The following is a 15,122-nucleotide window of genomic DNA, read 5'->3' on the forward strand; positions in this document are numbered from 1 at the left end:
CGGTCAGTTCACCTCCGCGCTCAGATCACTCCCGCCTGCCGGGCCGTCTCCTCGAAGGCGCGGGCCACCGGGCTGCCGCGGTAGGGGGTGAGGCGGCGGTGGAAGTCCCGGACGTACTCCAGCGAGCGGGCCGAGCGCATCTCCCCCGCCGCCCGCAGCGCGTCGGTGGCCATGGTGCACGCCTCGTCGAGGTCCCCCATGCCGAGCCGGGCGGTGGCCAGCACCAGGCGGCAGAAGATCCGGCTGCGGGCGTAGGCGGGCGAGCGCAGCCGCAGCGACTTCTCGGCGTGCTGCGCGGCCGTCCGCCACTGCTGGAGGTCGCGGTAGCAGTGGGCGAACTCGTCGGAGAGCTGGGCCTCGTCGAAGTACCGCGCCCAGGAGGGCAGTTCGTCGCCCGTCCGGGCCGCCGCCAGGGCGCGCTCGGCGCGCACCAGGGCGGTGGTGCAGGACCGGACGTCGCCCAGCAGGCCGTGCCCGCGCGCCTCGGCGGCGTGCATCAGCGACTGGACGACCGGCGGCACGGCGGTGCCCACGCCCTGCTGGGCGACCCTGGCGAGCTGGACCGCCTCCCGGCCGTGGCCGAGGTGGACGGCCTGCTGGCTCATCGTCACCAGCACGTAGCCGCCGAGCGCGCGGTCCCCGGCGGCCTGGGAGAGGCGCAGCGCCTGGACGAAGTAGCGCTGGGCGAGGCCGTGCGCGGCGATGTCGAAGGACGTCCAGCCGGCCAGCCTGGTGAGGTCGGCGACGGCGCCGAACAGGGCCCGGCCGATCTGCTCGCCGTAGCGGCCGCGCAGCATCGGCTCGGCCTCGCTCTCCAGGTAGCGGACCAGCGCCTGGCGGGCGTGGCCGCCGCCGTAGGCGTGGTCGAGCGCGCGGAAGAGGTCGCCGACGGCGCGGATGGCGGCGATGTCGCCGCGGCCGACCCGCAGGGTGGGGCGGGACTCGCGGGCCGGGTCGGTGTACGGCGGCTCGACGGCGACCGGCGGCCGGCGGCTCTGGATCGGCACCCGGCCGATGGTGGGGGCGGTGCCGGTCGTCCCGGCGGTGCTGCGCGCGGTGGGGGCCCCGGGGACGCCGGGGGCCGGGCCGCGCAACGGGCTCCCGGGGGACGCGCCGGGCGCACCCGGCACCGGGGCGCCGGTGATGGCCGCGGAGGTGGCGCTGCCGGAGGGTGGACCGGTGGCGGTGTCCGGCCGGGCCAGGGTGGAGCCGTCCCGGGCGACCCGCTCGTCGGTGCGGCCGATCAGCCAGTCCCGGCTGGGGACGACCAGGCCGGCCGGGGTGAAGGCGATCCGGCGCAGCTCGGACTGCGGGCCGTTGTCCTTGCGCCACATGCTCGCCACGATGTCCACCGCCTCCTGCGGCGTCTCGGCGAACTCCAGGCCCGCGTAGACCGGGGCGCAGGCGTCCAGGCCGAGGTCCTGGGCGGTGAGGCGGCGGCCGAGCCGGCGGGTGAAGACCTCGGCGATCAGCGCCGGGGTGGCTCCGCGCGGCTGCTGGCCGCGCAGCCAGCGGGTGACCGAGGTCTTGTCGTAGCGCAGGTCGAGGCCGTGCTCCAGGCCGAGCTGGTCGACCCGGCGGGCCAGGCCCGCGTGCGAGAAGCCGGCCTCCTCGATCAGCGCCGCGAGCTGGCCGTTCTGCGGGGCCGGGCCGGAGTGGCCGGCGCCGCGGGCCGGGGCGGGCGCGACGGGGTTCTCGTGCCGGTCGGGTGTGGCCTGCACCGGCAGCCGCAGGTCGTCGGCGTCCGGGGCGTCGGCGGTCAACGTGTCGGTGGTCGACGCGTCGGCGGTCATGGCGTCGGCCGTCAGCGTGTCGGCGGTCATGGCGTCGGCGGTCAGGGCGTCGGGGGCGTCCGGAAGGGTCCGGCCGACCGGACCTCGGTGCTGGCCGAGCGGGTCGAGCGGTCCGTACGCCGGGCTGTCGGTTGCAGGCCGTTGGGGCATGTCTGTCAACACCTCTCGGACGTCGCACCGGGCCTCACCAGCACTTCGGCGGCCTGGGGCGGCGCCCCCTGTCGGGAATCGGCGTGAATGTAGCGAGCATTCGGGCGCTATGGGTGGATCTGACCGAGCAATCCACCGAACGGGTGAAGCAACCGCGCCCATTGTGGGGAAGCGGAGCCGGGAGGGGTTTGGTCTTCCGTAGCCGAACCGTCGGTGGTTCCGGGGGCCTCTCCGAGGGCCTCTCCGAGGGTCGATCCGCCGTTCGGGCCGCGGGTCGCCGTCATGGCGGACAACGCCACAGACCGGCGGGATGCTGTGGCGGCCCGCCACATGGGAGCGGGGCCGCCGGATTCCTACCGTTCTGGGCCATGGACACCTCTACTGCCCGCCCGCTCGCCGGGCGCACGGCCATGGTCACCGGGGCCGCCTCGGGCATCGGCCGAGCCTGCGCCGAGGCCTTCGCCGGGGCCGGCGCCCGGGTCTACGTCGTCGACCTCGCGGCCGGCCCGGCCGAGGAGCTCGCCGAGCGGATCGGCGGCCGCGCGATCGTCACCGACCTCGCCGACCCCGGGGCCGTGGACGCCCTCCCGGACGACGCCGACATCGTCGTCAACAACGCGGGCCTCCAGCACGTCGCCCCCGTGCACGAGTTCCCGCCCGACCGCTTCACCCTCATCCAGCGCGTCATGGTCGAGGCCCCCTTCCGCATCCTGCGCCGCACCCTGCCGCACATGTACGAGCAGGGGTGGGGCCGGGTCGTCAACATCTCCTCCGTCCACGGCCTGCGCGCCAGCGCGTTCAAGTCCGCGTACGTCACCGCGAAGCACGCGCTGGAGGGCCTGAGCAAGACCGTCGCCCTGGAGGGCGCGCCGTACGGCGTCACCAGCAACTGCGTCAACCCGGGCTACGTCCGGACCCCCCTGGTGGAGAAGCAGATCGCCGCCCAGGCGCTCGCCCACGGCATCCCCGAGGACGAGGTGGTCGAGCGGATCATGCTCGACCGCACCGCCGTGAAGCGCCTCATCGAACCCGACGAGGTCGCCCAGCTCGCCCTCTGGCTCTGCTCCCCCGCCTCCTCGTACATCACCGGCGCCAGCCTCCCCGTCGACGGCGGCTGGACGGCGCACTGAGCGGCGGGCGCTCCGTGGTCCGGCCATCCCTCTCATAGGGAGAGCGGGCACATTCGACCCCGGGACTGTGTGGGCCGCCCACATAGTCCCGGGGTCGGCCGCTTCCTACCTTGTGGCGACATCGTCTCCCCCCTGGTTCTGGAAGTGGTGGCCATGAGCACCTCCGCACGAGGTACGGCGGCGAGCAGTTCACTCCCGAGAGTGGTGGCTGCGAGCCTGATCGGCACGACGATCGAGTGGTATGACTACTTCCTGTACGGAACGGCGGCGGCCCTGGTGTTCGGGAAGCTGTTCTTCCCGCACAGCGATCCGCTGACCGGGACGCTGCTCTCCTTCCTGACCTACGCGATCGGCTTCGCGGCGCGGCCGCTCGGGGCGCTGGTGTTCGGGCACTTCGGGGACCGGGTGGGGCGGAAGAAGCTGCTGGTGGTGAGCCTGCTGCTGATGGGCGGTTCGACCACGGCGATCGGGCTGCTGCCGACGTACGACTCGATCGGGGTCGCGGCGCCGGTGCTGCTGACGGTGCTGCGGCTGGTGCAGGGCTTCGCGCTCGGCGGCGAGTGGGGCGGCGCGGTGCTGCTGGTGTCGGAGCACGGGGACCAGCGGCGGCGGGGCTTCTGGGCGTCCTGGCCGCAGGGCGGGGCGCCGGCCGGGAACCTGCTGGCGGCCGGGGTGCTGTCGCTGATGACGGCGGTGCAGTCGGACGCGGCGTTCCTGGCCTGGGGCTGGCGGGTGCCGTTCCTGCTGTCGGCGGTGCTGGTCGCGGTCGGGATGTGGATCCGGCTCGCGGTGGACGAGTCGCCGCTGTTCAAGCAGGCGCTGGCGGCGCAGCAGTCCCGGAAGGCTCCCGAACGGCCGCCGCTGGTCGAGGTGTTGCGGAACCACTGGCGGGAGGTGCTGGTGGCCATGGGCGCGCGGATGGCGGAGAACATCTCCTATTACGTGATGACGACGTTCGTGCTCGTGTACGCCGTCAACCACGCCCACTTCTCCAAGCAGACCGCGCTGAACGCCGTGCTGGTCGCCTCCGCGATCCAGTTCGCGCTGATCCCGCTGTTCGGCGCGCTGTCCGACCGGGTCGGGCGCAGGCCGGTCTACCTGGTGGGCGCGGTCGGGGTGGGCGCCTGGGCCTTCGTCTTCTTCGGCCTGGTCGACACGAGGTCCTTCGGCTCACTGCTCGCCGCCGTGACCGTCGGACTGGTCTTCCACAGCGCCATGTACGCGCCCCAGGCCGCCTTCTTCTCCGAGCTGTTCGCGACCCGGATGCGGTACTCGGGCGCCTCGATCGGGGCCCAGTTCTCCTCCGTGGCGGCCGGCGCCCCGGCGCCGCTGATCGCCACCGCACTGCTCAAGGACTACGGCAGCGCCACCCCCATCGCGGTGTACGTCGCCATCGCGGCGGCGGTCACCGTCCTGGCGGTGCTCTGCGGCCGGGAGACCAGGGGCCTGGACCTCGCGGAGGTCGAGGGGCAGGCCGGCCAGGACGGCCCGGAGCCGGACGCCGCCGCGGCCGGAAGGCCCGCCGTCGTCTGAGGGCCGAGCCGGTACGATCGCGCTTTCTCGGAACCGACGGAACCGACGCCGATTGGCAGCACGCACCATGAACCACCCTCAGGAAAGCGCCGCGCCCGCGCTGCGGCGACTGCTCGACCTGCTCGCCTCCGGCGCCGCCACCGAGGACTTCGCCGACGTGCTGGCCGACGCCCGCCGCCGCGGGGCGCCGGCCGCCGTCCTCGCCGAGATCGACGACGCCACCTGGCAGGCCCTGCGGGTCCACCGCACCCTGCGTCAACACCGGCGCCGCGAAGCCGAGTTGACCGCCCTGTTCGACACCGCCGGGGACCTCGCCGCCTCCCGGGACCTGGACACCGTGCTCCAGGCGATCGTCCGCCGGGCCCGGATGCTGCTCGGCACCGACACCGCCTACCTGACCCTGCCGGACGAGGCCGCCGGGGACACCTACATGCGGGTCACCGACGGCTCGGTCTCCGTCCTGTTCCAGACCCTGCGGCTCAGCCTCGGCCACGGCCTGGGCGGGCTGGTCGCCCAGACCGCCCGCCCGTACGCCACCCCCGACTACCGCACCGACGAGCGCTTCCACCACACCGGCACGATCGACGCGGGCGTGCTGGACGAGGGCCTGGTGGCGATCATCGGGGTGCCGCTGCTGCTCGGCGGGCAGGTCATCGGCGTCCTGTTCGCCGCCGACCGCTCGCCGCGCGCCTTCTCCCCCGACGAGGTCGCGCTGCTCTGCTCGCTGGCCGCGCACGCCGCGATCGCCCTGGACACCGCCAAGTCGCTGGCCGACACCCGGGCCGCGCTCGCCGAGCTGAACGCCGCCAACGAGCTGGTCCGGGCCCACTCCGCCGCCGTCCAGCGCGCCGAGCAGGCCCACGACCGGCTCACCGACCTGGTGCTGCGCGGCGCCGAGGTCCCGGACGTCGCCGCCGCCGTCGCCGCCCTGCTGGGCGGGGAGATAGCGGTCCTGGACGCCGAGGGCGAGCCGCTGGCCGGACGCTCCGCCCCCGCCGCCGAACTCGCCGAGGCGGTCGCCGCCTCCCGCGCCGAGGGCCGGTCCGTACGCCACCGCGAGCAGTGGGTCTGCGCGGTGCTGGCCGGGCACGACGCGCTCGGCACCATGGTGCTGCGCGGCCGCCCCGACCTCGACGACGCCGACCGGCGGCTGTTCGAGCGGGCCAGCGTGGTCACCGCCCTGCTCCTGCTGCTGCGCCGCTCCGTCGCCGAGACCGAGAACCGGATCCGCGGCGACCTGCTCACCGACCTGCTGACCGCCCCCGAGCGCGACCCGGCCGGGCTCACCGCCCGCGGCCGCCGGCTCGGCGTCGACCTCGCCCGGCCGCACCTGGTGCTGGTCGCGGAGCCGGCCGACGGGAAGACCGACGAGCGCGGACGGCTGGCCGGGGCGGCCCGGCGCTACCTGTTCGGCTCCCGGGGCGTCAGCGCCGAGCACGCCGAGACGGTGGTGCTGCTGACGCCCGTCGAGAGCGGCAGCGGCGGCAGTGGCAGCGGCGGCGCGGTCGGCGCCGGCGATCCCGAGGAGACCGCCCGACAGGCCGCCGAACGGCTGGCCCGGCTGGCCGGGTTCCCGGTCACCGTCGGCGCGGGCCGCCCGGCGGCCGGGCCGCCCGCGCTGGCCGCCTCCTACGGCGAGGGCCTGCGCTGCCTCCGGGCACTGCGGGTGCTCGGCCGGGCCGGGGAGGGCGCCTCCGCCCGGGCGCTCGGCTTCCTCGGCGTGCTGCTCGGCGACGGCCACGACGTGGACGGCTTCGTCGGCGCGACGCTCGGCCCGCTGCTGGCCTACGACGCCCGGCGCGGCACCGAGCTGGTCCGCACCCTGCGCGCCTACTTCGACTGCGGCGGCAGCCTGACCAGGGCCAAGGACGAGCTGCACGTCCACGTGAACACCGTGGTCCAGCGGCTGGACCGGGTCGAGGCGCTGCTCGGGCGGGACTGGAACCAGCCGGAGCGGTCGCTGGAGCTCCAGCTCGCGCTGCGGCTGCAGCTGCTCGCGGGGGGCTGAGCGGGGGCGGGGTAGGGCTCGGGCTGGGCGGGGCCGCTGCCCGCAGGCGGCTGAAGGGGTTCGGACGGGCTGGGCGTACAGTGGCGAGGTTGGTCTCGAACGCCTGGCAAGGAGCGGCAGCGGTGAGCGAGAACGTGCGTTTTGTTCGCATGGGCATAGGTGAGCGGACCGTGCCCTACCAGGAGGCCTGGGAGGAGCAGCAGCGGCTGCACGCGCTGCGGGTCGCGGACGAGATCCCCGACACCGTCCTGCTCCTGGAGCACCAGTCGGTGTACACCATGGGCAAGCGCACCAACCCCGCCGACCTGCCGCTGGACGGCACGCCGGTGGTCGAGGTCAACCGCGGCGGGGAGATCACCTGGCACGGCCCCGGCCAGCTGGTCGGCTACCCGATCGTCAAGCTGCCCGACCCGATCGACGTCATCGCCTACGTCCGCCGGCTGGAGGAGGCGCTGATCCGCACCGCCGGCGAGTTCGGCATCGACTCCACCCGGGTCGAGGGCCGCAGCGGGGTCTGGGTGCTGGGCGAGTCCATCCCGGACGCCGTGGTGGACCCGGCGCAGGTCGTGGACATCGGCAAGCTGACCCTGCGGATGGGCCTGCCGCTGGGCATCGACCCGCGCCTGGCCGGCCCCGAGTACGCGCCCTCCAACGCCGGCCAGCGCGGGGACGACCGCAAGCTCGCCGCGATCGGCGTGCGGGTCGCCCGCGGGGTCACCATGCACGGCTTCGCGCTCAACTGCGACCCGGACATGACCTGGTTCGACAAGATCGTGCCGTGCGGCATCCGGGACGCGGGCGTCGCCTCGCTCACCGGCGAGCTGCGGCGCGGGCTGTCCGCCGCCGAGGCGGCACCGGTGGTCGAGCGGCACCTGGCGGCCGTCCTCGCCGAGCTGCCGGAGCCGGCGCTCAGCCGCTGAGCCCCGCCGCCCGGCTCCGGCGCACCGCCGAGCACCTGCCCTGATGCGTCCTGGCGGCCGTCCGCCCCGACGGCCGTCCGCCCCGCTGTCCTGACGGCCGTCGGAAATCCCGGCGGCCGCTGGGAATCTACCGACCGGTAGCCATGTTGCCCTGCGATTGCAGGGCAACAGGCCCGACGAAGGCCGTACAACCACAGGCGTACCCTGGGGGTACCCCGTCTAGTTCTAGGAGTCGCACGTGTCCGCTGTCGCGCCCGACGGCAGGAAGCTGCTCCGCCTGGAGGTCCGCAACAGCGAGACCCCCATCGAGCGGAAGCCCGAGTGGATCAAGACCCGCGCGAAGATGGGCCCGGAGTACAACGCCCTCCAGTCGCTGGTGAAGAAGGAGGGGCTGCACACGGTCTGCCAGGAGGCCGGCTGCCCCAACATCTTCGAGTGCTGGGAGGACCGCGAGGCGACCTTCCTCATCGGCGGTGACCAGTGCACCCGCCGCTGCGACTTCTGTCAGATCGACACCGGCAAGCCCGCCGAGTTCGACCGCGACGAGCCGCGCCGGGTCGCCGAGTCCATCGTCACCATGGACCTCAACTACGCCACCATCACCGGCGTCGCCCGCGACGACCTGGAGGACGGCGGCGCCTGGCTGTACGCCGAGACCGTGCGCCAGGTGCACGCGATGACCGCCGACCGCGCGGCCGGCCGCACCGGCGTCGAGCTGCTCATCCCCGACTTCAACGCGGTGCCCGAGCAGCTGGCCGAGGTCTTCTCCTCCCGCCCCGAGGTGCTCGCGCACAACGTCGAGACGGTGCCGCGGATCTTCAAGCGGATCCGCCCGGCCTTCCGCTACGAGCGCTCGCTGGACGTCATCACCCAGGCCCGCGCGGCCGGGCTGGTGACCAAGTCCAACCTGATCCTCGGCATGGGCGAGACCCGCGAGGAGGTCAGCCAGGCGCTGGCCGACCTGGTCGGCGCCGGCTGCGAGCTGATCACCATCACCCAGTACCTGCGCCCCTCGCTGCGCCACCACCCCGTGGAGCGCTGGGTGAAGCCGCAGGAGTTCGTCGAGCTCCAGCAGGAGGCCGAGGAGCTGGGCTTCGCGGGCGTCATGTCGGGCCCGCTGGTGCGGTCCTCGTACCGGGCCGGCCGGCTGTACCGGCAGGCGCTGGAGCGGCGCGAGCAGGCCGCGGTCTGACGGTCTCCTGACCGGTTCGGTCCGATCGGGCCGGTCGGACCGTTCGGTCCGGCCGTGCTGTTCAAGCCAGGGAAAGGGCGGAGCTTCGGCTCCGCCCTTTCGGTTTCACCACGCTTTGACGGCCTGGTCACGGGCTGGTAACACGGGGTGGGGACGCTGGACGCCTGGTGAGCGTTCGATTCTTCTCGGCCACCACGGCCGGCTCGGTCACCACGGCCGTCTCACCCGGCTCGGCCGGCTCGGCCCCCATCAGCCCGGAGAGGAGCTGTTCGGCATGCGGATGCGGATCCGATCGGTCGGAGTGGCACTGCGGTACGCCGAGAGCGTCCTGCTGGCCCCCGGCCAACAGCACGCGCGCCGCAACGCGTGGGCGGCGGTGTGCGAGAACCGCCGGTACGCGGCGGACCGCCGGCACGACGACGCGGAGGCGGCCCGGACCACGCCGCAGCCCCTCTCCACGCCCCCGGGCCGTCCCGCGCCACGGACCCGTTCCACGCCACGGAAGTGAGCCCCCGGCGTCGCTGTGCGCGACGGCGCACCGGCGCGCGGGTCACGGTTGGGGCGAACGGGTACCCGGGCTTGGATATCCCGTACCCGTGCCACGTACCATGAGCGTTATGGCGAGGGAAACATCCGAGAACCCCGGACGGCTGAAGCAGATCCGTCTGGCGTACACCATGACCAAGAAGGTCGACACCAAGATCGGCCTGATCATCGCCGGCGTCGGCCTGCTGACCTTCGGCGTGTTCCTCGCCATCGGCTTCGCGATCGAGCATCCCGTCTACCTGGGCATCCTGGGCTTCATCGTGGCCGTGCTGGCCATGGCGATCGTCTTCGGGCGCCGGGCCGAGCGCGCCGCGTTCGGGCAGATGGAGGGGCAGCCGGGCGCCGTCGCGGCGGTGCTGAACAACATCCGGCGCGGCTGGAGCTCCAACAGCACCCCGGTCGCGGTCACCCGTAGCCAGGACGCGGTCTACCGCGCCGTGGGCCGGGCCGGCATCGCGCTGATCGGCGAGGGCAACCCGAACCGGGTCCGCCAGCTGCTGGCCTCCGAGAAGAAGAAGATGGCCCGTGTGGTCGGCGACGTGCCGGTGCACGACATCGTGGTGGGCAACGGCGAGGGCGAGATCCCGCTGAAGAAGCTCCAGATCCACCTGATGCGCCTGCCCCGCGCCATCACCGCCGCCCAGGTCACCGAGACCAACGACCGCCTGCGCGCGCTGGGCGACCTGCTCTCCAAGGCGCCGATCCCCAAGGGTCCGATGCCGAAGGGCGCCCGGATGCCCAAGGGCGGCCAGGCCCGCTGACCCTCCCCCGCCCCTCACGACACGAGAACGGCCCCGCTGAATCCTCAGCGGGGCCGTTTCGGCATCGTCCGGCATCTGCTGCCGGGCTTGTCCGGACCGTGCTAGATGCGGACCTCGACCGTGCCGACCGCCTTGTCGTGCAGGCCGCGGGTGTCGCGGTCCCAGACCAGCGGCGGCACCACCAGGCAGAGCAGCAGGGTGCGCAGCAGGACCTGCGGGATGGTCGCGCGGCGGCCGTCCAGCCGGACCACCCGGAGGCCGAACAGCCGCTTGCCGACCGTCGTGCCGGTGGTGGACAGCATCAGGGCCGCGACGAGGAAGTACAGCGGGCTGGTCCACAGGTTGGCCTCGGCCTGGTCGCCGCGGGCGATCAGCCCGTACGAGATCAGGGCGACGAGCCAGCCGTCCACGAACAGCGCACCGATCCGGCGGCCGGGGCCGGCGATCGAGCCGGGGCCCTCCTTGGGCAGCCCGAGGCGCTCGCCGCGGTGGCCGAAGTCGGCGCCCATCTTCTCGGCGGCCGCCCGGGGGCCGTCGATCCACGATCCCAACGCTTCTCTGGTGTCCACGAATCCACACTAACCGGGCTGACGGGTCGCACCGCCACCGGCTCCCCTCCGGCCGGGGCATCACCCCCGACCGGGTGAATCGTCATCCCGGCGCCCTTCCAAGTGGTCCAGACCACTTGCGGAAGGGTGCGCAGCTGGGCGGGGCGATTTGTACCGTCCCGTACATCTTTGCCGCCCGCGAGGCGACCGTGGTTAACATCTAGGAAACGAGCGGGTCACCGGCTGGAAACGACCCATTCCTATGGTGAGCCCAATTCGCACGCCGAGGAGGATGGATGTTCAACAACGCCGCCGAAGTGAAGCAGTACATCCAGGACAACGACGTGAAGTTCGTCGATGTCCGGTTCTGCGACCTGCCGGGCGTCTTGCAGCACTTCTCCGTACCTGCGGCGACCTTCGACCCGTCCGAGATCCTGATGTTCGACGGCTCGTCGATCCGCGGCTTCCAGGCCATCCACGAGTCCGACATGGCCCTGGTGCCGGACCTCGCCACCGCCCGCCTCGACCCCTTCCGGGCCGAGAAGCACCTCAACATCAACTTCTTCATCCAGGACCCGGTCACCGGCGAGGCCTACAGCCGCGACCCGCGCAACGTCGCCAGGAAGGCCGAGGCCTACCTGGCCTCCTCCGGCATCGCCGACACCGCGTACTTCGGACCCGAGGCCGAGTTCTACGTCTTCGACTCGGTCCGCTTCGAGACCAGCGCCAACGCGTCCTTCTACCACATCGACTCGGAGGCCGGCGCCTGGAACAGCGGCGCCGCCGAGGGCGACGTGCGCGGCTACAAGGTCAAGTACAAGGGCGGCTACTTCCCCGTCCCGCCGGTCGACCACTTCGCCGACCTGCGCGCCGAGATGTCGCTGGAGCTCGCCAAGGCCGGACTGGAGGTCGAGCGCCAGCACCACGAGGTCGGCACCGCCGGCCAGGCCGAGATCAACTACAAGTTCAACACCCTGCTGCACGCCGCCGACGACCTGATGCTGTTCAAGTACATCATCAAGAACGTCGCCTGGCGGAACGGCAAGACCGCCACCTTCATGCCGAAGCCGATCTTCGGCGACAACGGCTCCGGCATGCACGTCCACCAGTCCCTGTGGACCGAGGGCTCGCCGCTCTTCTACGACGAGCAGGGCTACGCCGGACTCTCCGACACCGCCCGCTACTACATCGGCGGCCTGCTGCGGCACGCCCCCTCGCTGCTGGCCTTCACCAACCCCTCGGTGAACTCCTACCACCGCCTGGTGCCGGGCTTCGAGGCACCGGTCAACCTGGTCTACTCGCAGCGCAACCGCTCCGCCGCGATCCGCATCCCGATCACCGGCTCCAACGCCAAGGCCAAGCGCATCGAGTTCCGCGCCCCGGACCCGGCCTCCAACCCCTACCTGGCCTTCGCCGCCATGCTGATGGCCGGCCTCGACGGCATCCGCAACAAGATCGAGCCGCTGGAGCCCGTCGACAAGGACCTCTACGAGCTGGCCCCCGAGGAGCACGCCAACGTCCCCCAGGTCCCCTCCTCCCTCCCCGCCGTCCTGGAGGCCCTGGAAGCCGACCACGAGTACCTCCTCGCCGGCAACGTCTTCACCCCGGACCTCATCGAGACCTGGATCGACTACAAGCGCACCAACGAGATCGCCCCGATCGCCCTCCGCCCCCACCCCCACGAGTTCGAGCTCTACTACGACCTCTAGATCGGCCTCCATGGGCCACTTGGCCAAGAGGCCATTTTATGGCCTCTGACCTGCGAAAACGTCTCTCATGAGCTCTCGCCGTCACTCGCTCGTCCTCGCCCTCATGTGAAATGAGTGTGAAATGGCGACGCCGATAGCTGACGGCAAGTCAGCCTTGCCGGGCGGAGTAGGGGCCGTCACACTCCTAACCGATTGTGACGGCCCCTGCTCCTGTGGACCATGCGTCAGGGTGACCACTCGGGCTTACCCGGACCACGCCGAGCGTCCTCCGGAGGCCGGCCGGACACCCGCCCTCTGCGGGACCGACCTCGGCCCATGCGGATGCTGCCATTTCAGTTGAGTCCCCAGCATCCCGACCGTCGGCACTCTCCGCCTTTCCTGCTGCTTTTCGAGCTGCCCGCCAGCCCAGACCATCAATGGTCGGCCGTGCGGCAATACCCCTGACGGGCTCCGGCCACTGCCAGGGCCACCGCTGTCCGACCAGAGCGATAGCCTTCAAGCAGCCTTCGGAGAACACAGGAGCGCCTCATGCTGGACTCGGTCGTAAGCGCCCTCAAGGACGTCTGGCAAGCAAGGCGCCTGGAGTGGAGCCGAGATGCCTACGTGAAACAGGGGCATGCGCTCCGGCAGATAACGCAGTGCCTCGTCGCCGATCTTGTGGCTCCGGAGTTCCACCACAATGGATCGAAAGTGGGCCGAAGCTCGGCCTTCCCGGGCTCTACGGGGGCGTCAGCGGCGGCTGGGATATCATCATTTCTCGCGATGGCTTCCCGCTCGCGGCCATATATATCAAATCAGCCGCAGGGCCATCCTTCGGGAACAATTTCAGGAACCGAATCCAGGAGATCACCGAACAGGCTCTGGATGTCAGGCGCCAGTACGAGAGGTCTGGCCTGAAGGATCTTCAGCCGCATCTCGGCCTCCTCTTTATCCTTGAGGACTGCCCGGAGTCGAGAAGGCCGGTGAAGGCCACGTCAGCTGTGGCCGGATTCCCATCAAAGATGAACGGAATATCCTACCGAGACCGCTTTGCCGGCTTCTTCGGGCGACTATTGAAAGATAGGGTCTACGACGGGATTTGCTACGTCACCTCCACGCCCGATGGCGATTCCATGCCGGAAGAGCCTTGCTGGGATATGGGAGTCGAAGATTTCCTTTCAGATATTGTCAGCAGAGTCTCTGCGCTAAGTTACGCCCAGGATCAGGGTGGCATGTCCTCTGCCTCCTTTGGTGAGGCTCTCTCGCATCGAGATGACATTGCCGATGTCATGACCGGCTTCACCTCAACGCCAACAGGACTAGCAGCGGCCGAGATGGCAGTAGTCCGGCGCCGCCGCATGCTGGTCGCAGAGCTACGCGATCTCGCCCTCCAACCAGATGCCAGTGAAACCGCCATGCATAAGGCAATGGGAGGCCACTACTGGCTATTCGGAGGCCAGTACACTGGAGTGGCTGCCAGACGTGATCTAATGAACCTGGACGAGCATGATTTTCCTCTGGTATGTTCGGATGGAAGCCTGCACATCATTGAGCTCAAGGGCCCCGAAGCCCCGCTCGTTCGGCGCGCAAGGGAAAATCATCTAATCGTGACAAGCGCTGTCCATGAAGCGGTCAGCCAGTGCATGAACTACCTTCGCACAATTGACGAGATGGGGGCAGCCCTTAGAACTCTGCACAATAATGAACTTGGCCTCAACTACGACTATCGACGCGCTCGCGGAACAGTTGTAATCGGATTCCAGGAGAGGGCGATAACAGATCGCGCAACCAGGGAGCAAATCGACCAAACGATTCGCTCATACAACTCGCACCTTAGCCGGATTCAAGTACTGACATATGCGGATCTACTCGACTCGGCCGAGCGCGCCCTGAGATTCGAAGAAACGTCCCGGTAGCCGCATTGCCGATAGACATCGGCGGACATCAGCTACCTGAATGTCAACGCGGGGAGCTGCCGAAAGCAACGGCCCAGTGAAACCGCTCCCCTACGTCTCGAATGCTGCTTTCAAGAGCACGAGCCGCTTCGTCAACTGAGGCGCCCAGCGCCATCAGTTCTCGGTAGAGATCTTCAACTCGATACTGCGCGAGACCTGAGATCTGGGGAGGCATGTCCAGTAGGGCCCTTGGGGGACGTCGGATCTGGCGTGATCGCTGCCAGGCTTCCAGCCACTTGCTGGTTTGCTTCTCGCTGTGACCGAGGACACGGATCAAGGCAAGCACTGTAGATTCCCGCGGGGCGCTCACGCCGCCGAGCAGGTCGCTGAGCGTGCTTCGTGGAAGCGAGAGCCCCATCTCCTGTGCCCGCAGCTCCAGGAACCGAGGAGGTGGGCTGCCAGCAAGCCGATAGAGCCGCCGCAGCCCCTCTCGAAGTTCAGCGGCGGTGCTGATCAGTTCCGGCCGGGGAGTCTGGCACCCCCCGCCCTGGTACACCTCTGCCCTCGCCCAGAGCCTGAACGTCTCATCCTGGTCAGAGCCGCAGCCTGCAGCGAATGACATGACGACCCAGATGGTCGGCACCTTGTCGCCGTGGCAGGTACGCGAGAGCGTGCTGACTGAGTAGCCGGTCCTTCGAGACAGAGCGTAAAGCGTGAGGCCAGATCGATTCCGCTCAGTAATCAACCAGTTCTGAAGTCGGGCGAGTCCAAGGTTCTTCGGTCCGCGGGCCGGTCCTGTCGTGTTCCTCAACTTCGTCCTCCTTGTCAGGGCGGGGCTCGTTGGGCATCGATCTTGCCTCCTGCCCCAGGGCCCTGATGGCAAGGAAGCAAGGCCGTCCGGCGTTACTGCCCTGGAACGCTCCGCAGAAGGCTCTGTGCGTCGCTCAGAACGCATGCT

Annotated in this window: 12 protein-coding genes; 9 read left to right on the forward strand and 3 right to left on the reverse strand. The window is 70.6% G+C overall.

Annotated features, from left to right (window positions below):
• Positions 1–20: 20 nt before the first annotated feature.
• Positions 21–1,943, reverse strand: coding sequence for a regulator (locus tag ACFVU7_RS01530; protein WP_388043694.1), 1,923 nt, complete (start codon positions 1,941–1,943; stop codon positions 21–23).
• A 368-nt stretch (positions 1,944–2,311) separates the two neighbouring features.
• Here ACFVU7_RS01530 and ACFVU7_RS01535 point away from each other — a divergent pair, with 368 nt between their 5' ends.
• From ACFVU7_RS01535 to ACFVU7_RS01565, 7 genes are all read left to right on the forward strand, one after another.
• Complete coding sequence (locus ACFVU7_RS01535) at positions 2,312–3,073, forward strand: 3-hydroxybutyrate dehydrogenase (RefSeq protein ID WP_049659106.1); 762 nt, start codon at positions 2,312–2,314, stop codon at positions 3,071–3,073.
• A 153-nt stretch (positions 3,074–3,226) separates the two neighbouring features.
• Positions 3,227–4,606: an MFS transporter gene (locus tag ACFVU7_RS01540; RefSeq protein WP_049659105.1), complete on the forward strand. Its 1,380-nt coding sequence runs from the start codon at positions 3,227–3,229 to the stop codon at positions 4,604–4,606.
• Positions 4,607–4,673: 67 nt separating this feature from the next.
• Complete coding sequence (locus ACFVU7_RS01545; RefSeq protein WP_388043696.1) at positions 4,674–6,614, forward strand: helix-turn-helix domain-containing protein; 1,941 nt, start codon at positions 4,674–4,676, stop codon at positions 6,612–6,614.
• 149 nt (positions 6,615–6,763) lie between these two features.
• Positions 6,764–7,534 carry a lipoyl(octanoyl) transferase LipB gene (gene lipB / locus ACFVU7_RS01550; RefSeq protein ID WP_049656811.1) on the forward strand — a complete coding sequence of 257 codons (771 nt, stop codon included), beginning with the start codon at positions 6,764–6,766 and terminating at the stop codon, positions 7,532–7,534.
• A gap of 238 nt (positions 7,535–7,772) precedes the next feature.
• Positions 7,773–8,726 carry a lipoyl synthase gene (gene lipA, locus ACFVU7_RS01555; protein WP_049656812.1) on the forward strand — a complete coding sequence of 318 codons (954 nt, stop codon included), beginning with the start codon at positions 7,773–7,775 and terminating at the stop codon, positions 8,724–8,726.
• Between the two features lie 274 nt (positions 8,727–9,000).
• A complete protein-coding gene (locus ACFVU7_RS01560) occupies positions 9,001–9,234 on the forward strand; it encodes a hypothetical protein (protein ID WP_074000875.1) in 234 nt (77 codons plus the stop codon).
• A 109-nt stretch (positions 9,235–9,343) separates the two neighbouring features.
• Positions 9,344–10,033, forward strand: coding sequence for a DUF4191 domain-containing protein (locus ACFVU7_RS01565; protein ID WP_049656816.1), 690 nt, complete (start codon positions 9,344–9,346; stop codon positions 10,031–10,033).
• 101 nt (positions 10,034–10,134) lie between these two features.
• Here ACFVU7_RS01565 and ACFVU7_RS01570 read toward each other — a convergent pair whose 3' ends face one another.
• Positions 10,135–10,602, reverse strand: coding sequence for an RDD family protein (locus tag ACFVU7_RS01570; RefSeq protein WP_074000874.1), 468 nt, complete (start codon positions 10,600–10,602; stop codon positions 10,135–10,137).
• A gap of 275 nt (positions 10,603–10,877) precedes the next feature.
• Here ACFVU7_RS01570 and glnA point away from each other — a divergent pair, with 275 nt between their 5' ends.
• A complete protein-coding gene (gene glnA / locus ACFVU7_RS01575) occupies positions 10,878–12,290 on the forward strand; it encodes a type I glutamate--ammonia ligase (RefSeq protein WP_049656821.1) in 1,413 nt (470 codons plus the stop codon).
• Between the two features lie 638 nt (positions 12,291–12,928).
• Positions 12,929–14,185 carry a Shedu anti-phage system protein SduA domain-containing protein gene (locus tag ACFVU7_RS01580; protein ID WP_388043697.1) on the forward strand — a complete coding sequence of 419 codons (1,257 nt, stop codon included), beginning with the start codon at positions 12,929–12,931 and terminating at the stop codon, positions 14,183–14,185.
• 43 nt (positions 14,186–14,228) lie between these two features.
• Here ACFVU7_RS01580 and ACFVU7_RS01585 read toward each other — a convergent pair whose 3' ends face one another.
• Positions 14,229–15,119 (reverse strand): helix-turn-helix domain-containing protein, encoded by an 891-nt coding sequence (locus ACFVU7_RS01585; protein ID WP_388043699.1) that lies wholly within the window; start codon positions 15,117–15,119, stop codon positions 14,229–14,231.
• Positions 15,120–15,122: the final 3 nt, after the last annotated feature.

The organism is Kitasatospora sp. NPDC058046, assembly GCF_042885595.1.
Classification (GTDB): domain Bacteria; phylum Actinomycetota; class Actinomycetes; order Streptomycetales; family Streptomycetaceae; genus Kitasatospora.

Excerpts from the sequence above, each read along its gene's own strand:
- ACFVU7_RS01545 (WP_388043696.1), top strand. The coding sequence starts at position 4,674 with ATGAACCACCCTCAGGAAAGCGCCGCGCCCGCGCTGCGGCGACTGCTC.
- ACFVU7_RS01560 (WP_074000875.1), top strand. The coding sequence starts at position 9,001 with ATGCGGATGCGGATCCGATCGGTCGGAGTGGCACTGCGGTACGCCGAG.
- lipB (WP_049656811.1), top strand. The coding sequence starts at position 6,764 with ATGGGCATAGGTGAGCGGACCGTGCCCTACCAGGAGGCCTGGGAGGAG.
- glnA (WP_049656821.1), top strand. The coding sequence starts at position 10,878 with ATGTTCAACAACGCCGCCGAAGTGAAGCAGTACATCCAGGACAACGAC.
- ACFVU7_RS01565 (WP_049656816.1), top strand. The coding sequence starts at position 9,344 with ATGGCGAGGGAAACATCCGAGAACCCCGGACGGCTGAAGCAGATCCGT.
- ACFVU7_RS01585 (WP_388043699.1), bottom strand. The coding sequence starts at position 15,119 with ATGCGTTCTGAGCGACGCACAGAGCCTTCTGCGGAGCGTTCCAGGGCA.
- ACFVU7_RS01535 (WP_049659106.1), top strand. The coding sequence starts at position 2,312 with ATGGACACCTCTACTGCCCGCCCGCTCGCCGGGCGCACGGCCATGGTC.
- ACFVU7_RS01530 (WP_388043694.1), bottom strand. The coding sequence starts at position 1,943 with ATGCCCCAACGGCCTGCAACCGACAGCCCGGCGTACGGACCGCTCGAC.
- ACFVU7_RS01540 (WP_049659105.1), top strand. The coding sequence starts at position 3,227 with ATGAGCACCTCCGCACGAGGTACGGCGGCGAGCAGTTCACTCCCGAGA.